24 protein-coding genes are annotated in these 25,215 nt (G+C 71.0%); 17 read left to right on the forward strand and 7 right to left on the reverse strand.

All coding sequences use genetic code 11. The features are described from left to right. Positions 1–70: 70 nt before the first annotated feature. From EDF53_RS15655 to EDF53_RS15695, 9 genes are all read left to right on the forward strand, one after another. Positions 71–829: an HAD family phosphatase gene (locus EDF53_RS15655; protein ID WP_235035824.1), complete on the forward strand. Its 759-nt coding sequence runs from the start codon at positions 71–73 to the stop codon at positions 827–829. After that, complete coding sequence (locus EDF53_RS15660; RefSeq protein ID WP_260215883.1) at positions 826–1,929, forward strand: tRNA (adenine-N1)-methyltransferase; 1,104 nt, start codon at positions 826–828, stop codon at positions 1,927–1,929. The genes EDF53_RS15655 and EDF53_RS15660 overlap by 4 nt, the downstream gene beginning before the upstream one ends. A gap of 43 nt (positions 1,930–1,972) precedes the next feature. Continuing rightward, positions 1,973–2,899 (forward strand): hypothetical protein, encoded by a 927-nt coding sequence (locus tag EDF53_RS15665; RefSeq protein WP_123294399.1) that lies wholly within the window; start codon positions 1,973–1,975, stop codon positions 2,897–2,899. 71 nt (positions 2,900–2,970) lie between these two features. Then, a complete protein-coding gene (locus EDF53_RS15670) occupies positions 2,971–4,002 on the forward strand; it encodes a YafY family protein (RefSeq protein WP_123294400.1) in 1,032 nt (343 codons plus the stop codon). Continuing rightward, positions 3,995–4,966, forward strand: coding sequence for a YafY family protein (locus EDF53_RS15675; protein WP_111084002.1), 972 nt, complete (start codon positions 3,995–3,997; stop codon positions 4,964–4,966). The genes EDF53_RS15670 and EDF53_RS15675 overlap by 8 nt, the downstream gene beginning before the upstream one ends. 156 nt (positions 4,967–5,122) lie before the next feature. Continuing rightward, the gene (gene tatC / locus EDF53_RS15680) at positions 5,123–5,875 is read left to right on the forward strand and encodes a twin-arginine translocase subunit TatC (RefSeq protein WP_111084003.1); all 753 of its coding nucleotides are present in this window, start codon (positions 5,123–5,125) and stop codon (positions 5,873–5,875) included. Further along, the gene (locus tag EDF53_RS15685) at positions 5,872–8,316 is read left to right on the forward strand and encodes an RNA helicase (RefSeq protein ID WP_123294401.1); all 2,445 of its coding nucleotides are present in this window, start codon (positions 5,872–5,874) and stop codon (positions 8,314–8,316) included. The genes tatC and EDF53_RS15685 overlap by 4 nt, the downstream gene beginning before the upstream one ends. Positions 8,317–8,327: 11 nt before the next feature. Further along, the gene (gene lnt / locus EDF53_RS15690) at positions 8,328–9,920 is read left to right on the forward strand and encodes an apolipoprotein N-acyltransferase (protein WP_260215887.1); all 1,593 of its coding nucleotides are present in this window, start codon (positions 8,328–8,330) and stop codon (positions 9,918–9,920) included. A 145-nt stretch (positions 9,921–10,065) separates the two neighbouring features. Further along, positions 10,066–10,416, forward strand: a complete 351-nt coding sequence (locus EDF53_RS15695) for an RNA polymerase-binding protein RbpA (protein WP_111084006.1) — start codon at positions 10,066–10,068, stop codon at positions 10,414–10,416. 73 nt (positions 10,417–10,489) lie between these two features. Here the strand turns inward: EDF53_RS15695 and EDF53_RS15700 are convergent, their stop codons facing one another. Together EDF53_RS15700 and EDF53_RS15705 are read right to left on the reverse strand one after the other, a co-directional pair. After that, a complete protein-coding gene (locus EDF53_RS15700; protein WP_123294403.1) occupies positions 10,490–11,716 on the reverse strand; it encodes an SPFH domain-containing protein in 1,227 nt (408 codons plus the stop codon). After that, entirely contained in the window at positions 11,713–12,186 is a 474-nt protein-coding gene (locus EDF53_RS15705; RefSeq protein WP_235035827.1) for an NfeD family protein, read from the reverse strand. The genes EDF53_RS15700 and EDF53_RS15705 overlap by 4 nt, the downstream gene beginning before the upstream one ends. Positions 12,187–12,340: 154 nt before the next feature. Here EDF53_RS15705 and EDF53_RS15710 point away from each other — a divergent pair, with 154 nt between their 5' ends. From EDF53_RS15710 to EDF53_RS15725, 4 genes are all read left to right on the forward strand, one after another. Further along, a complete protein-coding gene (locus tag EDF53_RS15710; RefSeq protein ID WP_111084008.1) occupies positions 12,341–13,102 on the forward strand; it encodes an SDR family oxidoreductase in 762 nt (253 codons plus the stop codon). A gap of 10 nt (positions 13,103–13,112) precedes the next feature. Beyond that, positions 13,113–13,568 (forward strand): NUDIX hydrolase, encoded by a 456-nt coding sequence (locus EDF53_RS15715; protein ID WP_123294404.1) that lies wholly within the window; start codon positions 13,113–13,115, stop codon positions 13,566–13,568. 424 nt (positions 13,569–13,992) lie between these two features. Beyond that, positions 13,993–16,386, forward strand: a complete 2,394-nt coding sequence (locus tag EDF53_RS15720) for an excinuclease ABC subunit UvrA (protein WP_123294461.1) — start codon at positions 13,993–13,995, stop codon at positions 16,384–16,386. A 119-nt stretch (positions 16,387–16,505) separates the two neighbouring features. Next, positions 16,506–16,772: a hypothetical protein gene (locus tag EDF53_RS15725; protein ID WP_123294405.1), complete on the forward strand. Its 267-nt coding sequence runs from the start codon at positions 16,506–16,508 to the stop codon at positions 16,770–16,772. A 93-nt stretch (positions 16,773–16,865) separates the two neighbouring features. On the opposite strand, the gene EDF53_RS15730 is transcribed toward EDF53_RS15725, so the two are convergent. Next, on the reverse strand, positions 16,866–17,765 hold the full coding sequence (locus EDF53_RS15730; RefSeq protein ID WP_123294406.1) for a shikimate dehydrogenase: 900 nt from the start codon (positions 17,763–17,765) through the stop codon (positions 16,866–16,868). 94 nt (positions 17,766–17,859) lie between these two features. Here EDF53_RS15730 and EDF53_RS19450 point away from each other — a divergent pair, with 94 nt between their 5' ends. Both EDF53_RS19450 and EDF53_RS15735 read left to right on the forward strand, forming a co-directional pair. Beyond that, positions 17,860–18,015 carry a hypothetical protein gene (locus tag EDF53_RS19450; protein WP_159571359.1) on the forward strand — a complete coding sequence of 52 codons (156 nt, stop codon included), beginning with the start codon at positions 17,860–17,862 and terminating at the stop codon, positions 18,013–18,015. A 152-nt stretch (positions 18,016–18,167) separates the two neighbouring features. Next, a complete protein-coding gene (locus EDF53_RS15735) occupies positions 18,168–18,761 on the forward strand; it encodes a dihydrofolate reductase family protein (RefSeq protein WP_123294407.1) in 594 nt (197 codons plus the stop codon). Positions 18,762–18,810: 49 nt separating this feature from the next. Here the strand turns inward: EDF53_RS15735 and EDF53_RS15740 are convergent, their stop codons facing one another. Then, positions 18,811–19,842, reverse strand: coding sequence for an alcohol dehydrogenase catalytic domain-containing protein (locus tag EDF53_RS15740; protein WP_123294408.1), 1,032 nt, complete (start codon positions 19,840–19,842; stop codon positions 18,811–18,813). A 91-nt stretch (positions 19,843–19,933) separates the two neighbouring features. Here EDF53_RS15740 and EDF53_RS15745 point away from each other — a divergent pair, with 91 nt between their 5' ends. Then, on the forward strand, positions 19,934–20,383 hold the full coding sequence (locus tag EDF53_RS15745) for a GNAT family N-acetyltransferase (protein ID WP_123294409.1): 450 nt from the start codon (positions 19,934–19,936) through the stop codon (positions 20,381–20,383). Positions 20,384–20,399: 16 nt separating this feature from the next. On the opposite strand, the gene EDF53_RS15750 is transcribed toward EDF53_RS15745, so the two are convergent. After that, entirely contained in the window at positions 20,400–21,080 is a 681-nt protein-coding gene (locus EDF53_RS15750) for an SDR family NAD(P)-dependent oxidoreductase (protein WP_123294410.1), read from the reverse strand. Between the two features lie 102 nt (positions 21,081–21,182). On the opposite strand from EDF53_RS15750, the gene EDF53_RS15755 reads away from it, so the two are divergent. Further along, positions 21,183–22,019 (forward strand): helix-turn-helix domain-containing protein, encoded by an 837-nt coding sequence (locus EDF53_RS15755; protein ID WP_123294411.1) that lies wholly within the window; start codon positions 21,183–21,185, stop codon positions 22,017–22,019. Positions 22,020–22,028: 9 nt separating this feature from the next. Here the strand turns inward: EDF53_RS15755 and EDF53_RS15760 are convergent, their stop codons facing one another. Next, positions 22,029–23,930, reverse strand: coding sequence for an ABC transporter ATP-binding protein (locus EDF53_RS15760; protein ID WP_123294412.1), 1,902 nt, complete (start codon positions 23,928–23,930; stop codon positions 22,029–22,031). A gap of 31 nt (positions 23,931–23,961) precedes the next feature. Then, a complete protein-coding gene (locus tag EDF53_RS15765) occupies positions 23,962–25,182 on the reverse strand; it encodes a beta-ketoacyl synthase (RefSeq protein WP_123294413.1) in 1,221 nt (406 codons plus the stop codon). Positions 25,183–25,215: the final 33 nt, after the last annotated feature.

The following is a 25,215-nucleotide window of genomic DNA, read 5'->3' on the forward strand; positions in this document are numbered from 1 at the left end:
TAGGCCCCGGCGACGCCCGCGGGCATGCCCGTCCGCGCCCAGCGGAACGGCCCCGGTAGACTCGTCGCCCGTGACCGCGCATCCTCCTGCCCTCGTCCCGCCCGCAGCCGTGCTGTGGGACATGGACGGCACGATCATCGACACCGAGCCGATCTGGCAGCGCTCCCAGGTCGACCTGACGAACCGCTACGGCGCCGAGTGGACCCACGAGGACGGCCTGTCCCTGGTCGGCTCCGGCCTCGAGCGCTCCGGCGAGCTCCTGCGCGCCAAGGGCGTCGACATGGAGGTCGAGGAGATCATCCAGTGGATGACCGACTACGTGATGGAGCACCTGCGCGCGGGTGAGCTGCCGTGGCGCCCGGGTGCCCGCGAACTCGTCGAGGAGCTCCACGCCCGCGGCATCCCCACCGCGCTGGTGACGATGTCCCGCCGCAAGATGGCACTCGTCGCCGCCGAGGCACTGGGCGAGCGCGGGTTCCGCGTCGTCGTGGCCGGTGACGACGTCGACCGTCCGAAGCCGTACCCGGACGCCTACCTCTCCGCCGCCGCCCAGCTCGGCGTCGAGCCCACCGCGTGCGTCGCGATCGAGGACTCCGCCACCGGCGTCGCCTCGGCGGTCGCCTCCGGCGCCGTCACGGTCGCCGTGGAGCACATCGTCCCGCTCTCCGAGATCGCCGGCGGTGACGTGCACCTGACCACCCTGTCGGGTGTCGACGTCGACCGCCTGGTCGAGTTGACGGGGCCGGCGCTGGCCGCGCGCGCTGCCGTGACGGGAGGCCCGGCTCCTGACCCGGCGCACGCTGCGGACACCGAGGGAGTCACCCGATGAGCCACACCGACGACCCGACAGCGGCCCTGCCGCACACCGCCGGTGGCGCACCCCACACGCCGCCGCGTGGCCCGTTCCGGGCCGGCGACCGCGTGCAGCTCACCGGCCCGAAGGGCAAGCTCACGACGCTGTCCCTCGAGACCGCCGGCGAGTACCACACGCACCGCGGGGTCCTCCGGCACGACGACGTCATCGGCCAGCCCGACGGCTCGGTGATCCGGGCCAGCACGGGCGACGAGTACCTCGCGCTCCGTCCGCTGCTCAACGACTACGTGATGTCGATGCCGCGTGGTGCCGCCATCGTCTACCCGAAGGACGCCGCCCAGATCGTGGCGTTCGCGGACGTCTTCCCGGGCGCCCGGGTGGTCGAGGCGGGCGTCGGTTCCGGTGCCCTCTCCCTGTTCCTGCTGCGGGCGATCGGTCCGACGGGGCAGCTGCAGTCCTTCGAGCGTCGCGAGGAGTTCGCCGCGATCGCACAGGGCAACGTCGGCACGTTCCTCGGCGCCGTCCCGGACAACTGGTCGGTGACCGTCGGCGACCTGGTCGAGGAGCTGCCCGGCGCCGTCGACGAGCAGAGTGTCGACCGGGTGGTGCTCGACATGCTCGCGCCGTGGGAGTGCGTCGACGCCGCAGCCGACGCCCTCGTGCCCGGCGGACTCATCGTCTGCTACGTCGCGACCGTCACCCAGCTGTCCCGCACGGCCGAGGCCCTGCGCGACACCGGCCGCTTCACCGACCCGATGCCGAGCGAGACCCTGGTGCGCACCTGGCACGTCGAGGGGCTCGCCGTCCGACCGGACCACCGCATGGTCGGGCACACCGGGTTCCTCATCACGGCCCGTCGTCTCGCCGACGGCACCGTCCTGCCGAACCTGAAGCGCCGCGCGGGCAAGGTCGAGTTCTCCGACGAGGACATCGAGGCCTGGACCCCCGGCGCCGTGGGCGAGCGCGCGACGAGCGACAAGAAGCTCCGTAAGGTCGCACGGCAGTCGGCGGCGCAGGCCCGCAAGGTCGCCGCTGCCGAGGCCGGGTCCGCAGCCGCCGCCGAGGGGTCCGAACCCGTCAGCGACGCGTCCGAGCCGACCGACGGCGAACGGTAGGCTGACGGTCGTGCCCGTCCTGCATCGAACGGAAAGAGGGTCCGTGCGCACCATCCCCGCACTCCTGGTCACCATCGGTCTCGTGGCGTCGCTCACGGCGTGCGCCTCGAACGGCGCCGGCACCACCCCCTCGAGCTGCGCCGCACCCGGTGCGGCGTCCGAAGCGGTGACCGCCACTGGCGCGTTCGGCAAGGAGCCGAAGGTGTCGATCCCGAGCGGACTCACCACGAAGGGCACGCAGGTCTCCGTCCTGGAGCAGGGCGACGGCCGCACGATCGACGACGGCACCCCCGTCCTGATCGAGTACACGCTCGTCGACGGCGCCACCGGCGAGGTCGCGCAGACCAGCGGGTACTCCGGGCAGACGGCTCCGATCACCGCCGGTGCGAGCAACTACGGCGCCCTCGGTGAATCGCTCGAGTGTGCGCAGGTCGGCGACCGCCTGGCCGTCGCGCTGCCGAAGAGCGCGCTCAGCAGCTCGGACACCAGCGCGACCACCGACAGCGGCTCGTCGGGGAAGACCGAGGACGCCGTCATCGCCGTCATCGACGTCAAGCGCGCCTTCGACGCCCGCGCGACCGGCACCCCGCAGCTCGCCGGCGACAAGATGCCCGCCGTCGTGCTCGCACCGTCCGGTGCCCCCGGCATCACGATCCCGTCGTGGAACGCGCCGAAGTCGAACGAGACGCACCTGCTCCGCAAGGGGTCCGGTCGCGTGCTCACCGCGAAGGACACCGCGGTCATCAAGTACACGGCCGTGACGTGGGGCGCTGACCCGTCCGTGGCCGGCTCCAGCTGGACCGACGGCTCGGGTGCGCAGACCGTGCCGCTCGCCAAGGGCCAGGTCGACGAGGGCGTGCGGAACGCCATCGTCGGGCACCACGTCGGCGACCAGGTCCTGGCCGTCGTGAACCAGCAGGGCACCGCCTACGCGTACGTCATCGACGTGCTCGGAGCGATGTCGAGCTGACGCTCCCACACCGTCCACCGACCGCGGCGCGGGTGCACTCCGGTGCACCCGCGCTGCCGTAGGATCGCCTCGTGCCAGCGACCCGTGTGCCCCGTGTGCCCGCAGAGGAGCGGCTGTTCAGCCTCGTGCTCGCGCTGCTCTCGACGGAGTCCGGGCTGACCAAGGCGGAGATCCTGACCAACGTGCAGGGCTACCGCCAGCGGTTCACACCGGGCGGGGACAACGCCTCGCTCGAGCGGCAGTTCGAGCGCGACAAGGACGACGTCCGCGAGCTCGGCATCCCGCTCGAGACCATCGAGACACCGGGCGCCGCCGGCAACAACCAGACGCTGCGCTACCGGATCCCGAAGGGCGAGTACGACCTGCCCGTCGATGTCCGCTTCACCCCGGACGAGTCGGCCCTGCTGTCGCTGGCCGCCATGGCCTGGCGTGAAGGCGCGCTGTCCGCTGACTCGCGTCGCGGGCTGCTGAAGGTCCGGTCCGCGGGTTCCGAGGACGACGACGGCGCACTCCAGCTCGGCGTCGACGCGTACGCCCCGCGGCTCCGAGCCCGCGACGCGGCGTTCGAGCCGCTCCGCTCCGCCCTCGACCGCGGTGCCGCCGTCCGGTTCGACTACATCACGCCGGGCCAGCACGAGGCCCGTCGTCGCGAGCTCGCCCCGCTCGCCCTGGTGCAGCACGGCGGCCGCTGGATGCTCGCCGCCCACGAGTTCGCCACGGACTCGGACAAGAACTACCTGCTCTCACGCATCGTCGGACCCGTCACGCAGTACGACGTCGGGCAGCACACCGCCCCGGTGGGCGCGGGGGAGCGCACGCTCGCCGAGCTCGAACGGATCTGGTCAGCCCGCACGGCGCGCATCGCGGTGACCCCCGGCTCCGACGCCGAGCGGCGGCTCGCCCGCCGTCGTGACACCGAGACCGACGCCGACGGCGCACTCGTGCTGCACCACGTCGACCCGCAGATCCTGGCCGAGGAACTCGCCGCCTTCGGACCCGAGGTCCGGGTGCTCGAGCCGGAGGACCTGCGGCTGCGCGTCGTCGAGCGGCTCCGTGCGCTCGTGCGCGACCACAGCGACGGAGAGGAGTCCGCCCGTGGCTGACGCCCAACCCCTGCAGGCGCAGGACAAGCTCGCCTTCCTGCTCGCCCTGGTGCCGTACCTGATCGACCGCGAGCGCGTCTCGGTGGCCGAGGCCGCGCGCCACTTCGGCGTCCCCGAGGCCCGCATTCGCCGCGCCGTGGAGCTCATCGCGGTGTCGGGGGTCCCCGGCGAGACGATGCAGTACCAGCACGGCGACCTGTTCGACATCGCGTGGGACGACTTCGACCAGAACGAGATGATCGTCCTGACGAACCTCGTCGCCATCGACGACTCGCCCCGACTGTCCGCGCGAGAAGCTTCTGCGCTCATCGCCGGGCTGCAGTACCTCTCCGCGCTGCCCGAGGCCGCTGACCGCGATGCCATCCGAGCACTCATGGCGAAGCTGTCGCGCGGTGCCGGCGGTGCCGCCTCGACGGTCGCGGTCGGGCAGGACCTGCACGACGTCGCCCTGGCAACGATCCGTCGTGCGATGGCCGACGGCCGTGGGTTGTCCTTCGAGTACGCCGGTCCGCGCACCCAGGGCGGCACACGCCGGGTCGACCCGCTCCGCGTCGAGTCGATCGACACCGACTGGTACCTCCGCGCCTGGGACCTCGACCGGCAGGCGCTCCGGACCTTCCGCCTCGACCGGATGTCCGGTGCACGCGTCGACGACCGTGCGGTGGAGAAGTCGGCGGACCAGGTGGTGATCCCGGACACGCTGTTCCAGCAGTCGGCAGAGGACGTCATCGTCACCGTCGAGCTCGACTCGTCGTCGCTGCCGCTCGTGGCCGACTTCCTCGCCGACACCGCGGACGCCCCCGACGCCGAGGCGCGCGTGCGCATCCGGCTCGCGGCGTCGAACGGCTTCGACGGGGTGGTCCGGCTCGTCGCTGGGCTGCCCGGCCGTGCCGTGGTGCTCGACCCGCCCGCAGCGCGGGACGCGGTGCGGGACTTCGCCGCCGCCGCCCTCGCCGCCGGCTGACGTCGCAGCCCCGCCGCCGACCGCTCCTGCATGTGCGTTCGCACGGAGCGCGCCGAACTGTCGGTCCCCACCCCGTAGGATCGACCCATGGCTTCGACGACCGCGCGCGGGCGAGCGAGGCGGCAAGGGCGCCGTGACAACGACGCCGAAGGCCGCATGTCGCTCGGGCAGCACCTCATCGAGCTGCGCAACCGCCTGTTCCGCGCAGTGATCGCCGTGGTCATCGCCGCGGTCGGTGGATGGTTCCTGACCCCGTTCGTGCTGGACTCGCTCCGGGCACCGGTGGCCGAGCTCGCCAAGGTCGGCGGGCACACGGCCGAGCTGAACTTCCCGATGATCACGGGTGCCTTCGACCTCAAGCTGCAGATCGCGATCACGATCGGCATCGTCATCGCCAGCCCGGTGTGGCTCTACCAGATCTGGGCGTTCATCGTGCCCGCCCTGGTCCGGCGCGAGAAGCAGTACGTGTGGGGCTTCCTCGGCACCGCGATCCCGCTGTTCTTCGCCGGGTGCTACTTCGGGTGGTACATCCTGCCCCACGTGGTCGGCATCCTCGGCAGCTTCGTGTCGAGCCAGGACACCTCGATCGTCGACGCGAAGGCGTACTACGACTTCGTCATCAAGCTCATCGTCGCAGTCGGGATCGCGTTCGTGCTGCCGGTCTTCATCGTGCTGCTGAACTTCGTCGGCGTCCTGTCGGCGGCGGCGATCATCAAGTCCTGGCGCATCGCGATCCTGTGCATCCTGGTCTTCTGCGCGATCGTCACGCCGAGCGCCGACGTCATCTCGATGTTCCTGCTGGCCGTCCCGATGGTGGTGCTCTACATCGCCGCGTGCGTCGTGGCGTGGTTCCACGACCGCAGGGTGGCGAAGAAGCAGGCCAAGCTCGACGAAGAGTACGGCCTGTGACGGGCGCGGACCTCAGCGCTGCCGAGCGCTTCGCCGCCGCCAAGGTCCGGAACCGCTCCCGCAACCTGGAGCTGTTCCGCGCCGACCTGCGCTTCGACCTCGACCCGTTCCAGTTCGCGGCGTGCGACGCGCTCGACCAGGGCCGCAGCGTCCTCGTGGCCGCGCCGACCGGTGCCGGCAAGACGATCGTGGCCGAGTTCGCGATCTGGCTGGCGATGCGGCAGCCGACGGCGAAGGTGTTCTACACGACGCCGATGAAGGCACTGAGCAACCAGAAGTACGCCGAGCTGGTCGAGGTCTACGGCGAGTCCGAGGTGGGCCTGCTCACCGGTGACACGAACGTGAACCCGCGGGCGCGGGTCGTCGTGATGACGACCGAGGTCCTGCGGAACATGATCTACGCCGATTCCGACCTGCTCGACGACCTGGCCTGGGTCGTCCTCGACGAGGTCCACTACCTGGCCGACCGGTTCCGCGGTGCGGTGTGGGAAGAAGTGATCCTGCACCTGCCGACCGAGGTCCGGCTGGTCTCGCTCAGCGCGACGGTGTCCAACGCGGAGGAGTTCGGCGACTGGCTGCAGACGGTCCGCGGCGACACCGACGTCATCGTGTCGGAAGACCGCCCGGTCCCGCTCGAGCAGCACGTCCTGGTCGGCTCGAAGATGGTCGACCTCTTCGACTCCAGCGGTGCGGCGGCGACGAACCGCGTCAACCCGGAACTGCTCCGCATGGTCGGCGGTGCCTCGCGCAGCGAACGGCACGGCGGCGGCCACCGTGGCGGACGAGGGCGTGGGGGATACCACGACCGCCGTGGGCCGCGTACCGAGAAACTGCACCGCGAACGCATCGCGCACATGCTCGACGAGCGGATGCTGCTGCCCGCGATCTTCTTCGTGTTCAGCCGCGCCGGGTGCGACCAGGGCGTCCGGAACGTCCTGCGCTCCGGCCTGTCGCTCACCACGGTCCCGGAGCGCAACGAGATCCGCGAGACCGCGGAGTACCACTGCCGCACCCTGCCGGACGAGGACCTCGCCGTCCTCGGCTACTGGGAGTTCCTCGAGGGCTTGGAGCGCGGTGTCGCCGCGCACCACGCCGGCATGCTCCCCGCGTTCAAGGAGGTGGTCGAGAACCTCTTCCAGCGCAAGCTGCTCAAGGTGGTGTTCGCCACCGAGACCCTCGCGCTCGGTGTGAACATGCCCGCACGCACGGTGGTGCTCGAGAAGCTCGAGAAGTTCAACGGCGAGGCCCGTGTCCCGATCACCCCGGGGGAGTACACCCAGCTCACCGGGCGTGCCGGGCGCCGTGGCATCGACGTCGAGGGGCACTCGGTCATCCAGTGGACCGACGGCCTCGACCCCCAGGCCGTCGCCTCGCTCGCCAGCCGGCGCACCTACCCGCTGAACTCGTCGTTCAAGCCGACCTACAACATGGCCGTCAACCTGATCGACCAGTTCGGGCGGCAGCGCACGCGCGAGGTCCTCGAGACCTCGTTCGCGCAGTTCCAGGCCGACCGGTCCGTGGTCGACCTGGCCCGTAAGGTCCGCTCGCAGCAGGAGTCCCTCGAGGGCTACCGCGAGGCCATGCAGTGCCACCTCGGTGACTTCACCGAGTACTCGACGCTCCGCCGCGAGCTCTCCGACCTCGAGCGCACGAACGTGCCCGGTGGGCGCGAGGCCTCGCACGGCGCACGGCAGGAACGGCAGGCCGCGATCACGGCGGTCCGTCGCCAGATGCAGCGGCACCCCTGCCACGCCTGCCCCGACCGCGAGGCGCACGCCCGTTGGGCGGAGCGCTGGTGGAAGCTCAAGCGCGTCAACGACAAGCTGCTCCAGCAGATCCGGTCCCGCACCGGTGCCGTGGCCACCACCTTCGACCGGGTCACCGACGTGCTCCTGCAGCTCGGCTACCTCGTCGACGCCGGCAACGGCGAGGCCACCGTGGCCGCTGGCGGCCGCCGACTGCAGCGCATCTACGGTGACCGCGACCTGCTCGTCGCCGAGTGCCTCGAGGCGGGTGTCTGGAAGGACCTCACGCCGGCGCAGCTCGCAGCGATGGCCGCCACGATCATCTACCAGCCCCGCCGCGACGACGCCCCCGGCACCGAGCACGCACTGCCGCGCGGCGCGTTCCGTCCGGCGCTCGACGAGACCCTGACGATCTGGTCGCGCCTCGACGACATCGAGCGCGACGCCCGTCTGGCCGGGTCGGTGCCGCCCACCCCGGCGATGGCGGTCGGCATGTTCCGCTGGGCCTCCGGCTCGGCCCTCGACGACGTCCTCCGCACCCTCGACCTGCCCGCCGGCGACTTCGTCCGCTGGTCGAAGCAGGTCATCGACCTGCTCGACCAGATCCGGAACGCCGGTGACGACGACCTCGCCCAGACCGCCCGACGTGCGACCGACGCGGTGCGCCGCGGCATCGTCGCCTACGCCGCGGTCTGAGAGGAGGCACGGTGCGGGTTCCGGAGACCGGTGTGCGCGGGGTGGCCGCGCGCGTGGGCCGCGGTGCGGTCGCGGACGGCCCGTTCTCGGCGCTCCCGCTGGGCAGCGCGCTGCCCCTGGCCGTCATCGGCGGGCTGCTCTTCGCGCTCGCGTTCCCGTCGCCCGGTTGGTGGTTCCTGGCCTTCCCGGCGCTCGCGTGCATGCTGCTCGCCGCGATGGGACAGCGTGCCCGCAGGGCCGCGTGGCTCGGCTACGTGGCCGGTGCCGCGTTCTGGATCCCGGCCATCTCGTGGGCCGGCCGCTACCTGGGGCCCGTCCCGTGGTTCGCCTTGGCGTTGTTGGAGGCGGCGTTCTTCGCCCTCGGCAGCGTCGCGATCGCCCTCGCGTACCGCTGGGTCGCGCGCGTGGTGCCATCGACCGCCGGACGCGTGTGGGGCCTCCCGGCCGTGGTCGCCGCACTGTGGACCGGACGCGAGTGGTTCTCGGGGAGCTGGCCGTACGGCGGCTTCGCCTGGGGGCGCGTCGGCCTGTCGCAGTCGCAGGGGCCGTTCACCCACCTCGCCGCGTACGTCGGCGTCCTCGGGGTGACGTTCGTGGTCGTCTACTGCGTCGCGGTGGTCGTGTCGCTCGCCCTCGTGTCCCCGCGGGCGCCGGGCGCGACCCTACGGCTGCCGGTCCGGGTCGGGACCGCCGGGTTGCTCGTCGCCGCCGTGCTGGCGGTGCCGGCCTGGCCGACCGCGACCTCCGGCACCATCCGGATCGAGTCGGTACAGGGCAACGGGCCGGCCGGGTACTTCGACCGTGCTGCGCCGGGCGAGGTCCTGGCGGCGCAGGTCGCGGCGACCGACGTCGAGGCGAAGGGCGTCGACCTCGTCGTCTGGCCCGAGGCCTCCGCCGAGTTCGACCCGCGCCAGCAGCCCGTGATCGCGTCGTCGCTCGACGCCGTCGTCGACTCGGTCGGTGCGCCGCTGGTCGCCGGAGCCATCACACAGACGCCGTCCGGGGTGCTGCACAACACGTCGTTCGTGTGGACCGCCGACGGCTGGCAGTCGTCCTACGACAAGAAGCGCCCGGTGCCCTTCGGCGAGTACGTGCCGGACCGGTGGTTCTTCTCGAAGCTCGCGCCGTCCCTGATCGGCCTGCTGCAGCGTGACTACACGCCGGGCACGAAGCCGAACGTCCTGCCGGTGGCGGGGATCAAGGCGGGGATCGCGATCTGCTTCGACATCGTCGACGACGGGCTGACCCGCGACATGGTGCGCGGGGGAGCGCAGGTGATCCTCGCGCAGACGAACAACGCGGACTTCTCCGGCACCGACGAGAACCTCCAGCAACTCGAGATCGCACGGATGCGGGCGATCGAGACCGGTCGGTCCCTCGTCAACATCTCGACCGTCGGCGCCTCGCAGGTCATCGACCCGTCCGGACGCACCATCGACCGGGTCCCCGAGTACACCGCGACCTCGATGGTGACCGACGTGCCACTCGGCACCTCGACGACCCCGGCGTCGCTCGCTTCGGGGTCGATCGCGTTGTTCCTGTCGCTCGGCGGGCTCCTCGTGCTGCTCGCCTGTGCACCGTGGGGACGCCGCAAGCGCGCCTGATCCGCCGCCGCGTCCCTGTACGTCCGAGGCCGTGAGCCCGTGCATCGGGGCCACGCACTGGGAACGGACTGTGAATGCACCCAGTCGGGAACGACGGGGCGTGGGACAGTGTTGTGGAGGGCAGACGAGCGAGAGGAGCACACACATGGCTGATCGGAGTCTCCGCGGCATGCGGCTCGGGAGTCAGAGCCTCCAGAGCGAAGAGGGCGTCGAGCTCTCGGACCGCAAGCGCGCGGTCTACCAGACCGATTCGGGGGAGACCTTCGACATCGTCTTCTCCGCTGACGCAGACGTGCCCCAGACCTGGTCGGAGCCACGCTCCGGCCGCGAAGGACGCCTGCTCGGTGACGACGGCATCCCCGTCGAGGTCGCAGCAGAGGACGTCAAGGCGCCCCGCACCCACTGGGACATGCTGCTCGAGCGTCGCTCGCGCGAGGAACTCGAGGAGCTCCTCGAGGAGCGCCTGCAGGTCCTCCGCGCACGACGCGGTGCCTGACACCACCACCTGACGAACGACGATGCCCGCCCCGGTTCCCCGGGGCGGGCATCGTCGTTCGTGGTGGTGCGGGTCAGCGTCGGCCGGAGCCGTCGCTGGTGCGGTGCCCCGACGCTTCGTCGTTCGGGTGCTGCGCGGCGTCGGCCTGCGGAGCCGGTGCGTCGTCGACCTTCTCGGCGGTCGCGTCGTCGGCGGCTGCGAGGTGCGCGTCGACGCTCGGGTTCGACTCGGCCAGTCGTGCGTCGAGGTCGGACTCGGGGACGATGTCCGCGGCGGTGGCATCCGCACGCGGCATGGTCGTGCCGGCGGACCCGGCAGCGGCGGTGTTCGCCAGGCTCTCGTTCGCGAGCTTGGAGATGCGGGAGAGGAAGTCCCCGCCCGAACCGGCGCCGGCGACCGGGCCGCTGCCGCTCCGTCCGCCGGAGAAGCCCTTCGCGATGCCGGACAACGCCTCGGTGAACTCGCTCGGGATCATCCAGAGCTTGTTCGCGGTGCCCTCGGCGATCTTCGGGAGCATCTGCAGGTACTGGTACGAGAGCAGCTTGTCGTCGGGGTCACCGGTGTGGATGGCCTCGAAGACCGTGGCGATGGCCGAGGCTTCACCCTCGGCGCGGAGCACCTGGGCCTTGGCGTCACCCTCGGCCGCGAGGATGGCGGCCTGCCGCTGCCCCTCGGCCTCGAGGATCTGGGACTGCTTGGTGCCCTCGGCCTGCAGGATCGCGGCACGACGGCTCCGCTCGGCACGCAGCTGCTGCTCCATGGCGTCCTGGATGGACACGGGCGGCTCGATCGCCTTGAGCTCGACACGGCCGACGCGGATGCCCCACTTGCCGGTCGCTTCGTCGAGCACGACGCGGAGCTGACCGTTGATGTTGTCGCGGCTCGTCAGGGCCTCTTCGAGGTTGAGGCCACCGACGACGTTGCGGAGGGTGGTGGTGGTGAGCTGCTCGACGGCGCCGAGGTAGTTCGCGATCTCGTACGTCGCCGCGCGGGCGTCGGTGACCTGGAAGTAGACCACGGTGTCGATGGAGACCACGAGGTTGTCCTCGGTGATCACCGGCTGCGGCGGGAACGACACGACCTGCTCGCGCATGTCGAGCAGGGGCCGCAGGCGGTCGATGAACGGCACGAGCAGGTTCAGGCCCGGCGAGAGCGTCTTGTGGTACTTGCCGAGGCGTTCCACGATGCCCGCGGTGGCCTGCGGGACGATGCGGATCGCCTTGGCCAGGACGACGATCACGAAGATGACGACGACGAGGATCAGGACGAGCAGTGCGATCGTCCCGGGTGTGATGGTCACGAGGTGGCCCTTTCTGCGAGGCGCACGACCGCGGTCGACCCCTCGATCGACTCGACGACCACGGGGGTGCCGAGTGGCGGTGTGCGGTCGATGGCGCCCACGGCGAACCGTGCGCTCCAGGTCTCGCCGTTGGCCAGGCGGACCTGACCGGGAGCAGATGATGTGAACGCGACGGCGACGGTGCCGGGGAGCCCGATGAGCCCCTCGATGTTCGTGCGGTGCGGGTCGGCGCCTCGGCCGAGCATGAGCAGCAGGCGCGGTCGCACGAGCGACAGCAGCACGAGCGCGAGCACGGCGGAGATGATGGCGGACAGCCACCACGGGGCGCCGAGCAGGGCAGCGATCAACCCACCGGCGGCTCCGGCCGCGAGCATGATGAAGATGAAGTCGAGGGTGAAGATCTCGACCACTCCCAGCAGCAACACGAGTCCGATCCAGACGATGGTCTGGATCCAATCGATTCCGTTCACGCGATCTCCCTCCCTCGGTCGCGCGCCGTGGCTCGCAGCGTCGCGACGTCCGGTACAACTCCGTTCAACATATCAGGAGGGTCGGTCGGCCGTGCAGGCGATTGGTAGGCTCGGTGCGGCCGACCGGCCGGAACACGACCTGGAGAACACGACTGTGAGCAACCCCCTCGCCCCCGGATCCCTCACCGACACGCGCGCCGTCGTCACCGGCTCGTCGCGCGGCATCGGCGCCGACACCGTCGGGTACCTGGCCGAGGCCGGCGCCAAGGTCGTCGTGAACTACCGCAACAAGGCCAAGCGCGCCGAGCAGATCGCCGAGAAGGTCGTCGCGGCCGGTGGCTCCGCCCTGGCGATCGGCGCGGACCTGACCGACCACGAGTCGGTGCAGGCGCTCGTCGACACCGTCGTGCAGGAGTGGGGCGGCATCGACCTGCTCGTCCTGAACGCCTCGGGCGGCATGGAGTCCGGCCTCGGCGAGGACTACGCGCTCCGCCTGAACCGCGACGCGCAGGTCGACATGCTCCAGACCGCCGTGCCGCACATGCCCGCCGGGTCGCGCGTCGTCTTCGTCACGAGCCACCAGGCCCACTTCGTCGAGACCGCCGAGACGATGGACGAGTACGTCCCCGTGGCCAAGAGCAAGCGCGCCGGCGAACTCGCCCTGCGCGAGCTCATCCCGCAGCTCGAGGCCGCCGGCATCGAGTTCGTCGTCGTCTCCGGCGACATGATCGAGGGCACGATCACCGCGACCCTGCTGAACCGCCTGAACCCCGGCGCGATCGAGGGCCGCCGGCAAGAGGTCGGCAAGCTCTACAGCGTGTCGGAGTTCGCTGCCGAGATCGCCCTCGCCGCGATCGAGCCGATCCCCGCCGACCACACCAAGCTCGTCGGCGACGTCAGCGGCTTCGTCGGCTAGCGTCGGGCGGGTGACTGCCAAGCCCGGCCTGCGCCGAACCTCCCGCATCATCCTGCTCGACCCCGAGGGTCGCGTGTTCCTGATGGACACGAACTCGCCGTCGTCCGACGGCGCGCACAGGTGGATCACGCCGGGTGGCGGGGTCGACCCCGGCGAGGACCACCGCGACGCGGCGATCCGCGAGCTTCGCGAGGAGACCGGCATCGTCATCGACGATCCGGGTGAGTCCGTGTGGTCATGGGACTTCACCGTCGAGTGGGACCTCGCCGACCACGACCGCGGCCACAGCGAGTTCTACGTCGTGCGCACCCCGGGCTTCGAGTTGTCGGACGCCGAGTGGACGGACGACGAGCGGGTCGACATCCTCGCGTCGCGCTGGTGGACCGCCGACGAACTCGACGCCACCGACGAGCCGTTCGAACCGGCGGAGCTGCCGGAGCTGGTGCGTCGGTTCGCTGCCGCCTGACTCGGCCGTCGTCTGACCCGGCCGTCGTCTGCACGGTGCCGGGTCCGTCGGCCGGTGCGCGGTTGGTGGCGTGGTGCGCGCTCGTGGCGCTGCACGGTGCGCGGAAGCGCGCACGGGGTGAGAAGGTGCGCACGGTGCTGACGGGAGGCGCGGTGCGGGCCTGACCTGTGCCTCCTGTCCGGTGGTGGGTCGCGTCCAACGCACGGTGCCGGGTCCGTCGGCCGGTGCGGGGTTGGTGGCGTGGTGCGCGCTCGTGGCGCTGCACGGTGCGCGGAAGCGCGCACGGGGTGAGGAGGTGCGCACAGTGCTGACGGGAGGCGCGGTGCGGGCCTGACCCCTGCCTCCTGGCCGGTGGTGGGTTGCGTCCAACGCACGGTGCCGGGTTGTCTTGTCGGTGTCGGTACCCGTCGGTACGCTGATCGACATGCATACCAGTTCCGGCGACGACGGCGTTCCGAGCCGGAGCGTGCACGCCGCTGACGGCCACGACCGGATCCGCGTGCGCGGTGCTCGCGCCAACAACCTGCAGGGGATCGACGTCGACCTGCCGAAGCGTCGACTCACGGTGTTCACCGGTGTGTCCGGGTCCGGCAAGAGCTCCCTCGTGTTCGGCACCGTCGCCGCCGAGTCGCAGCGGATGATCAACGAGACGTACAGCGCCTTCGTGCAGGGCTTCATGCCGTCGCTCGCACGACCCGACGTCGACCTGCTCGACGGCCTGACCACCGCGATCGTCGTCGACCAGGAGCGCATCGGCGCCGACCCGCGGTCGACCGTCGGCACCGCCACCGATGCGAACGCGATGCTGCGCGTGCTCTTCAGCCGTCTGGGCGACCCGCACGTCGGTGGTCCGAACGCGTTCTCGTTCAACCTGGCGACGGTCACCGCCGGGGGAGCGATCACCGTGCAGAAGGGCAAGGACGCCAAGGCCGAGAAGGTCTCGTTCACCCGGCTCGGTGGCATGTGCGCCGACTGCGAGGGGCGCGGACTCGTCAACGACATCGACCTGACGCAGCTGTTCGACGACTCGAAGGCGCTCGGCGACGGGGCGATCACGATCCCCGGCTACGGCACCGACGGGTGGAACGTCCGGATGTACGCGGAGTCCGGGTACTTCGACAAGGACACCCCGATCCGCGACTTCACCGACCAGGAACGCGCCGACTTCCTGTACCGCGAGCCCACGAAGCAGAAGATCGCCGGCATCAACATGACGTACGAGGGGCTCGTCCCCCGAGTGCGCCGCTCGATGCTGCAGAAGGACCGCGAGGCGATGCAGCCGCACATCCGCGCCTTCGTCGACCGTGCGGTGACCTTCACGACGTGCCCGGCGTGCGGTGGTACCCGGCTGAACGACATCGCCCGCTCGTCGAAGATCGGCGGGAAGAGCATCGCCGACGTCTGCTCGATGCAGATCACCGACGTCGTGCCGTGGCTGCGGGCCATCGACGACCCCGGCGTCGCGCCGCTGCTCGACGGCCTCCGCGACCTGCTCGAGTCGTTCGTCGAGATCGGTCTCGGCTACCTCTCGCTCGACCGCCCGACCGGCACGCTGTCCGGGGGAGAGGGGCAGCGGGTCAAGATGGTGAAGCACCTCGGGTCGTCCCTCAGCGACGTCACGTACGTCTTCGACGAGCCGAGCACCGGGTTGCACCCGCACGACATCGAGCGGATGAACGGCCTGCTGCTGCGGCTGCGCGACAAGGGCAACACCGTCCTCGTGGTCGAGCACAAGCCCGAGGTGATCGCGATCGCCGACCACGTCGTCGACCTCGGCCCGGGCGCCGGCTCCGGCGGCGGGACGCTCTGCTACCAGGGTCCGGTGCAGGGGCTGCGGGGGAGCGGGACCATCACCGGTCAGCACCTCGACGACCGCGTCTCGGTGAAGACCGCCGTCCGCCGGTGCGACGGGGCGATCGCGATCCGCGGTGCGTCGGCACACAACCTGCACGACGTCGACGTGGACGTCCCCACCGGGGTGCTCACCGTCGTGACGGGCGTCGCCGGTTCCGGCAAGAGCACGCTGATCCACGGTTCGCTCGCGCATCGCGAGGGTGTCGTGGCCATCGACCAGAGCGGGATCCGCGGCTCCCGACGCAGCAACCCGGCGACCTACACCGGGCTGCTCGAACCCATCCGCAAGGCGTTCGCGAAGGCCAACGGCGTGAAGCCCGCGCTGTTCAGCGCGAACTCCGAGGGCGCGTGCCCCGCGTGCAACGGTGCCGGTGTCGTCTACACCGACCTCGGGATGATGGCGGGCATCGCCACCCCGTGCGTGGAGTGCGACGGCAAACGGTTCGACCAGTCGGTGCTCGGCTACCAGCTCGGCGGCAAGGACATCAGCCAGGTCCTGGGCATGTCCGTCGCCGAGGCCGTGGCGTTCTTCGCCGACGGTCCTGCCGCGCTGCCTGCTGCGCACACGATCCTGGCGCGCCTGGCCGACGTCGGACTCGGTTACCTGACCATCGGGCAGCCGCTCACGACGCTGTCGGGCGGAGAACGGCAGCGCCTCAAGCTCGCGACGCACCTCGGCGAGCCGGGCGGCATCGTCGTGCTCGACGAACCGACCACCGGACTGCACCTGGCGGACGTCGCCCAGCTGCTCGGGCTGCTCGACCGCTTGGTGGACTCGGGCAAGACCGTCGTGGTGATCGAGCACCACCAGGCCGTCATGGCGCACGCTGACTGGATCATCGACCTCGGGCCCGGCGCGGGGCACGACGGCGGCCGGATCGTGTTCGAGGGCACGCCCGCCGACCTCGTCGCCGCTCGCTCGACACTGACCGGCCAGCACCTGGCGACGTACGTCGGCGTCTGAAGCAGGGGACAGGTTCGTGCACGGAACCTGAACGTTGCCGGTGCGATTCGGATAGCGTTTGATCGACGCTCACGATCGGCTACCCGGCCTGGATCGGCGTCCTGATCGAAGGAGCTCCCATGTCCAACCCCGGCAACGCGCCCGCTCAGTCCAACACCTTCGGTGTCGTCTCCCTGGTGCTCGGCATCGTCGGCGTCGTCGGCGGCATCTTCATCGCCCTGATCGGCATCATCGCCGGCATCATCGGGCTCGTGCTCGGCATCCTGGCGCGCAAGCGTGGGGGCAGCCGCGGCACCGTCCTCGCCGGCATCATCCTGTCGGCCGTCGCGATCGTCATCGGCATCGTCGGCTACATCCTGACGGCGGTCATCCTCACCCAGTCGTGATGGAGCGCGTTCGCGGGCGCACTCGGTGCGTCCGCGGGCGTGCATCGCGAGCAGAAGAGGTCGAGTCCGCCATCCGGACTCGACCTCTTCTGCTCACCCGATGGCTTCGCGCCCGGTCCGGTCACCGGCGGTTCGCCCTTCGGCGAGGAACCCGGTGAAGGCGGCGCGCACACGGTCGAGGTCCGGCTCGAGCCCGGTGATGTGTCGGAGGCTCGCGACCGCTTGCCCGACGGCCATCCAGCCACCGTCGACCACCCGGTATCCGGCCGCACGTGCCGCCCGGACGAGCGGCGTCTCGAGCGGGAAGTAGACGGCGTCGGAGACCCAGGCGCCTCGGGGGAGCAGCGCGGGGTCGAAGGCCTGCCGCGGGTCGTCGTTCATGCCGAGCGGTGTAGCGTTGACGGCTCCGTCCGCCGTCGCGAGCACCTCGTCGGCATCGGTCATCGCCAGGACGCGGGCGTCGACGGGGGAGTCGGGCGGTGGCTCGAGCGTCGCGACGAGGGCCTCCGCGCGGCCGACGTCCGCATCGACGACGTCGAGCCGCCGGACACCGAGTCCGACGAGCGCGTGGGCGATCGCCGAGCCGGCACCACCGGCACCGAACTGCACGACGTGCTGCCCGGCGACCGATCCGAGACCGCGCTCCACGGCGATCCGGAAGCCGGTCTCGTCGGTGTTGTACCCGATGCGGCGGCCGTCGCGGAACAGCACGAGGTTGACCGCACCGATCCGGACAGCCCGCGGGTCGAGCGCGTCGAGCAACGGGACGACGGCCTGCTTGCAGGGGTGCGTGACGTTGACCGCGCGGTACCCCTCGGCCTCGGCGGTGGCGAGCAGTTCCGGCAGATCGGCAGCAGTTCGGCCCAGCACGTCGAGGTCGAGCAGGCGGTACTCGTAGTCGAGTCCGAGCACCCGGCCCTCTGCTTCGTGCATCAGGGGAGTCAGCGACCGCTGCAGTCCGGCGCCGATCAGCCCGACGAGCGTGTGCGGCATCGTTCCTCCTGTGGCGTCGACCGGCCGTCCGACACTAACGCGCCGTGCAGGAGACCCGATACGTCATCAGCGCGTTCGGCGTACCGTCCGGCGCATGAGCTACAGCCAGCCAGACCCAGCCGAAGAGACCACCCAGAGCGAGACGCCGGAGCAGCCGGACACCGACCAGGAGAACCTGGAAGAACAGGGCGGTGAACCGGCGGCGCTCGAGATCGACGCCGACGACGTCCCGACGAAGCCCGTCGACTGACACTGTCGCCCGACGATGTGCTTCGTGAGCAGAAAAGGTCGGGTCCGCGCGTGGGACTCGACCATTTCTGCTCACGAAGCCCTCTGGTGCCGCTCATAGGCGTGCGCCGATAATGCATATTATGTCAACTCAGATCCGGACAGGGGCTCCCCGTGCGTGAACTCGTCCTGAAGATGTCGATGTCGTTGGACGGTTTTGTGGCCGCTCCCCGATCCGAGTCGGACTGGATGTTCCGCGGCGGGAGTCCGGACTCGATGGCCTGGGTGCTCGACGTCGTCGGTGGTGCGGGCGTGCACGCCTTCGGCCGCAAGACCTTCGAGACCATCTCAGGTTTCTGGCCGACGGCGCCCGGGCCGATCGCCGAACCGATGAACCGGATCCCCAAGGTCGTCTTCACCAAACAGCACGACTTCGATCCACGCTCGGTGCCGGTCCCCGACCCCGACTCCCCTGCGGCGGCGACCTGGACGGGTGCACGCGTCGCAGCCGGACCGCTCGAAGCCGAGGTGACAGCGCTGAAGCAGGAGTCGGGCGGGTACGTCCTCGCGCAGGGAGGGACGGAGTTCGGTCGCAGCCTGGTCCGGGCTCGTCTGGTCGACGAGTACCGGCTGGCGGTCCTGCCCGTCGTGCTCGGGTCAGGCGATGGCGTGTTCACCGACCTGACGGACGAGCTCGATCTCGAACTGATCAGTTCTCAGGCCTTCGCAGGCGGCGCGCTCGGACTGGTGTACCGACCGAAGCGCTGAGCAGTTCCCGAGACGGCGCCGAGCAGTTCAGGAGACGGCGCCGAGCAGTTCAGAAGACGGCGACGGTCATCCCGGTCGACGTGGCGGGACGGTCCATGGCGACGATCGCGCCGGGCAGGTCGTCGAAACCGATCGTCCGACCGATCGAGTCGTCCGGACGCAGTCGCCCGGTGACGACGTCGGCGAGCATCGCCGTGTACTCCCCCACGGAGATCCCGTGGCTGCCGAGCAGTTCGAGCTCATCAGCGATGACGCGGCCCATCGGGATCACCGGGTCGGCCTCGTCGTCGAGCAGCAGGCCGACCTGCACGTGACGTCCCCGAGGGCGCAGGGAGGCGACCGCTGCGACGGAGGTCGCTCGGCTGCCGAAGGCGTCGATCGAGACGTGCGCGCCGCCGTCGGTGCGAGCGCGGACTGCGGCGACGGCGCCGTCGTCCATCGGCACGGTGACGGCACCGAGTGCCGCCGCACGTTCGAGCGCCGCCGGCGAGACGTCCACCGCGACCACCTGGGCGCCCGCCGCGACCGCGACGATGATCGTCGACAGACCGACGCCGCCGCAGCCGAACACGACCACCCACTCCCCTGCTGCGACCCGACCTCGGGCGTGCAGGGCGTGGTACGCCGTCCCGAACCGGCACCCGAGTGCTGCGGCCTCGGCGAAGCCCACGGCGTCCGGGAGCGCGACCACGTTGACGTCGGCGTGCGGGATGACGACCGACTCGGCGTGGGAACCGGGCAGCGTGAACCCGGGTTGCTGCTGGCGCGTGCACACCTGGGTGGCGCCGTCGACGCACTCCGGGCACGTCCCGCAGGCGAACACGAAGGGTGCGGTCACCCGGTCACCGACCGACACCCGGGTCACCGAGGTCCCGACGGCCGTGACGACACCGGCGAACTCGTGCCCGGGGACGTGCGGCAGCGAGACGGAGTCGTCGTGCCCCTTCCAGGCGTGCCAGTCACTGCGGCACACCCCGGTGGCCGCGACCCGGACGACGACACCGTGGTCCGGTGCCACCGGATCGGGCAGGTCGACGATCGACGGGGCGGATCCGAACTGGTCGTACTGGACTGCGCGCATCCCGCCATCGTCCCAGACGGTGGTGCCGCGTTGTCCACAGGCGACGGATTGGCTGTTGCCCGCCGACGGCGACCGCCGCTTCACTGGTCCCATGGACGAACCGACCGCACTGCACTTCTCCGCCGACCCCGCCGACCTCGACGTCGACCGCGTGCACCGCTGGCTCAGCGAGCAGTCGTACTGGGCACGGGGTCGCAGCCGTGCTACCCAGGGCGCGATCATCGCCGGGTCCCGCAACTTCGGCGTCTACGACACGGCGACGGGTGCGCAGCTCGGGTACGCCCGGGTGATCACCGACGGGGTGACGTTCGGCTGGCTGGCCGACGTGTTCGTCGATCCGGACGCTCGTGGCCGTGGTGTCGGCGTCGCCCTCGTGCAGGGCGTGACCGAGGCGATCGAGCCACTCGGGTTGAAGCGGTTCGCCCTGTTCACCGCGGATGCGCAGGCACTGTACGAGCGGTTCGGGTTCCGTCCGCTCCCCGACCCGGAAGGCTGGATGATGCGCCCCGGGCCGGGGTTCGGCGCCGACGTGCACGACTGAGCCGGACGCCGTGATCTCAGTACTCGATGCGGCCGTCCCGGTTGTGGAACTCGCCGGTGGGCCCGTCCGGCCCGACGGTGGCGAGTGCGACGGTCGCGTCCGTGCCCTCGGTGATCGTCTGGTGGCCACCGAACCCGTTGAACTCGGTGGCGGTGTACCCGGGGTCGCTGACGTTGACGCGGAACCCCGGCAGGTTCTTCGCGTACTGCACGGTCAACGCGATCACCGCGGCCTTCGACGCGGCGTAGGGCACCGCCGGCACCGCGTACTCGTCGTGGCCCGGGGTCGTCAACCAGCGGGCGAACCCGACGCCCGAGGCGACGTTCACGATCACGGGGTGGTCGGATGCCCGCAGGAGCGGGAGCGCTGCCTGCGTGACCCGGACGATGCCGGTGACGTTGGTGTCGAGCACGGTGGCCATCGCGGCGGAGTCGAGGTCGTCGACGCCGAACGACGTCCCGAGGATGCCGGCGTTGTTCACGAGCACGTCGAGGACGGGGATGGTCGCGATCGCGGCGTCGATGCTGTCCTGGTCGGTCACGTCGAGCTGGACCACCTGGGCACCGGGGGCGCGTGCTTCGTCGCCGGTGGACGGATCGCGCATGCCGGCGTACACGGTGTGGCCCGCGTCGACCAGGCGGCGGACGGTCTCGAGCCCCAGGCTGCGGTTGGCTCCGGTGATGAGTGTCGTTGTCATGCCCCCACTCTCCGCCCGAGCGGCTGACTCCCCCAGGCACCGTGCGACGGTGGGACCAGCAGTACCAGGACGGACGGGAGGCGCGGGGCCAGGATGGTGGACATGAGCGAGTTCGCGAGTGTGTTGCGTTCCTGGCGCGACCGCGTCCGTCCCGAAGAGGTCGGCCTGCCGGCCGGGCCCGGCCGACGGACCCCGGGTCTCCGTCGCGAGGAGCTCGCCGCGCTCGCCGGGGTGAGCGTCGACTACGTCGTCCGGCTCGAGCAGGGCCGCGCGCTGAACCCCTCACCGCAGCTCCTCGGCGCGCTCGCCACGGCGCTCCGGCTCACCGCGGCCGAGCGCGACCACCTGTGCCGGGTCGCGGGCGTCGCTCCCCCGTCGCTCCAGGTCGTCCCGCGGCACATCACACCCGGGGTGCAGCGGCTCGTCGACCGGCTCGGCGACGTCCCGATCGCGGTGTTCACGGCGACGCACGACATCGTGCTGTGGAACGACCTGTGGGCTGCGCTGAACGGTGACCCCTCGCGGGCCGTCGGGATCGAGCGCAACCTGGTGTGGCGGCACTTCATGCACGCACACGACGGCGTCGAGTGGGACGACGAGCACCAGGAGGAGTTCTCGAGCGACCTCGCAGCGGACCTCCGGCAGGCATCCGGCCGCTACCCCGCCGACCGCGACCTGGCCGAACTCGTGGCGCGGCTCCGCCGGGAGTCACCCGAGTTCGAACGTCGCTGGGACACCGGGCGCATCGCCGAGCACCGGGCGAGCCGCAAGCAGGTGCACACGCCCGTCGGCCCCATCGAGATCGACTGCGACGTGCTGACGGTCCCGGGCGGCGACCTGCGGATCGTCGTCTACACCGCGGTCCCCGGCACCGAGGACGCCGCGAAGCTCGACCTGCTTCGGGTCACCGGCCTCCAGCAGTTCACGACGGCGCCGTGACCTGAGGACCTAGCTCGGGCGTAGCGCTTCCTCATCGGCCGCGACGTCCTTCTGCACGGCGAACTGGGTCCGGTGCAACTCCTCGTACCGTCCGCCCACGGCCAGCAGTTCCTCGTGGGTCCCACGCTCGACGATCGAACCGTCCTCGACCACCAGGATCAGGTCCGCGCTGCGGATGGTCGACAACCGGTGGGCGATCACCATCGCAGTCCGCCCCTCGAGTGCCTCGCTGAGCGCAGCCTGCACGGCCGCCTCGGACGTCGAGTCCAGCGCCGCGGTGGCCTCGTCGAGGATGACGACGCGCGGCTGGGCGAGCAGGAGCCTGGCGATGGTCATCCGCTGGCGCTCGCCGCCGGACAGCCGGTAGCCGCGCTCGCCGACCATCGTGTCCAGCTGGTCCGGCAGGGAGCGGATGAGCGGTTCGAGCCGTGCGCGCCGGACGGCGTCCCACACCTCGTCCTCGGTCGCCTCGGGCCGTGCAAGGCGCAGGTTGGAGCGGATGGTCTCGTGGAACAGGTGGCCGTCCTGCGTCACCATCCCCATGGTGTGTCGCATGGAGGCGAACGTGACGTCGCGGACGTCCGACCCGGCGAGTCGTACGGCGCCGCTGTCGACGTCGTACAGGCGGGAGAGCAGCTGCGCGATCGTGGACTTGCCGGCCCCGGAGGTGCCGACGAGGGCGACGGTCTGCCCCGGCTCGATCCGGAACGAGACACCGTGCAACACCTCGTCACCGCCGCGGGTGTCCAGCGTGGAGACCTCCTCGAGCGAGGCGAGGGAGACCTTGTCCGCCGATGGGTAGGCGAAGCGGACGTCGTCGAACTCGACCGCCACCGGGCCGTCCGGGACGGTGCCGGCGTCGGGCTTCTCCTGGATGAGCGGTTCGAGGTCGAGGACCTCGAAGACGCGCTCGAAGCTGACCACCGCGCTCATGATCTCCACCCGGGCGTTCGCGAGGCTGGTCAGCGGCGCGTACAGGCGGGTGAGCAGGAGGGCCAGCGTCACCACGTCGCCCGTGTTCAGCTGGCCACCGAGTGCGAGGGCGCCGCCGACCCCGTAGACGAGCGCGAGCGCGAGCGCGGAGACCAGGGTGAGGGCGGTGACGAAGACGAACTGCAGCAGGGCACTCCGCACCCCGATGTCGCGGACCCGGGCGGCGCGCACCCGGAACTCCTCTGCTTCCTCGTCGGGCCGGCCGAACAGCTTCACGAGAGTGGCGCCGGGCGCGGAGAAGCGCTCGGTCATCTGCGTGCTCATGGCGGCGTTGTGGTCGGCTGCCTCGCGACGCAGCGCGGCGAGGCGGCTGCCCATGCGCCGCGCGGGGATGAGGAAGATCGGGAGCATGACGATCGCCAGGACCGTCACGAGCCAGGACGTGCTGAGCATGACGGTCAGGGTGAGGATCAGTGCCACGAGGTTCGTGACCACGCCGGACAGCGTGCCGCTGAAGGCCTGCTGCGCGCCGATCACGTCGTTGTTGAGGCGGCTGACGAGGGCACCCGTGCGTGTGCGGGTGAAGAACGCGATCGGCATCTTCTGGACGTGGTTGAAGACGGCGGTCCGGAGGTCCAGGATCACGCCTTCGCCGATGCGTGCCGAGAACCAGCGCGTGGCGAGCGACACGCCTGCGTCGCCCACGGCGACCAGGGCGATGACGACCGCGAGCCAGGTGATCGTGCTGAGCGCGCCCCGGGCGACGATGACGTCGACCACCCGGCCGGCGAGCACCGGTGTCGCGACCGCGAGGACCGCGCCCACGACGGAGAGGACGATGAAGACCACCAGCTTGGCCCGGTAGGGCACTGCGAACGTCATGATCCGCCGCACCGACTCACGCGAGATGCCGTGCTTGCCGTCCTTGGCGGTGGAGATCTTGTACAGCGAGCTCCAGGCCACGCCTTCCATGCTCATGGCAGTCAGGATACGTCGGTCCCCGTGCCCCTCAGACCGCGGTGAACACCAACGAGGCGTTCTGCCCACCGAACCCGAACGAGTTGTTCAGCGCCGCACGCATGGTCGCGGTCCGAGCCGCCCCCGCCACCACGTCCAGGTCGATCGCAGGGTCCTGGTGCTGCAGGTTCAGCGTCGGCGGCACGACCCCGGTCTCGAGTGCTCGGACCGTCAGGATCGCCTCGACCGCTCCCGCCGCACCGAACATGTGCCCGATGGCGCTCTTCGGCGCGGTGACGAGCGCACCGGTCCCGACAGCACGACCGATCGCCGCTGCCTCACCGACGTCCCCGACCGGGGTCCCGGTCGCGTGCGCGTTGACGTGGTCGATGTCCGCACCGGTGAGCCCGGCCATCCGGATCGCCGCAGTCATCGCACGCCCCTGCTCGCTGGCGTCCCCGAGCGGGGCGGTGATGTGGAACGCGTCCGACGTGATCCCCCACCCGGCGAGCGTCCCGTGCGACCGCTGTGCGCGGGCGGCGGCGTGCGAGGCCCGTTCCAGGACGACGAACCCGGCGCCCTCGCCGAGCACGAACCCGCGGCGGTCGGCGTCGAACGGCCGTGACAGCGTGGTGGGGTCGTCACCGCCGGGCTTCGCGAGGGCCTGGGACTGCGCGAACGAGGCCATGGTGACCGGGGTGACCGCTGCTTCGGTGCCGCCCGCGATGACGACGTCGGCCTCCCCGGTGGCGATGAGCCGCGCGGCCGTCGCGATCGCCTCGGCACCGGACGCGCACGCCGAGACGGTCGTGTACGCACCGGCGCGGGCGCCGTACTCGATGCTGATCTGCGCCGCGGCCCCGTTGGCCATGAGCATCGGGACGGTCCGGGGCGACACCCGACGCGCGCCCGAGGTCCCGAGCACGTCGTGCGCGTCGAGCAACGTCTCCACTCCCCCGATGCCGGTCCCGACGACGACGGCCAGGCGGTCGCCGTCCACCGCGGGCGCGCCGGCGTCGGCCCAGGCCTCGCCGGCGGCGACGAGCGCGAGCTGCTGGCTGCGGTCGAGTCGGTTCGCCCGGACGCGACCGAGTGCGGAATCGGCGTCGAGTGCTGCGTCGGCGCCGACCATGATCGGAACCCGTTCCCAGAGCTGCCCGTCGCGGTGCAGCTCGTGCACGCCGGAGCGTCCGGCGACCAGGGCGTCCCACAGCGGCCCAACGCCGTGGCCGAACGGTGAGACGGCGCCGTAGCCGGTGATGGAGATGTCCACGAGTGCTCCTTCTTGTACGTTGAACAAGTGGAG

Origin of the sequence: Curtobacterium sp. PhB78, from assembly GCF_003751685.1 — a bacterium.
In the GTDB taxonomy this organism is placed as follows: Bacteria; Actinomycetota; Actinomycetes; order Actinomycetales; family Microbacteriaceae; genus Curtobacterium.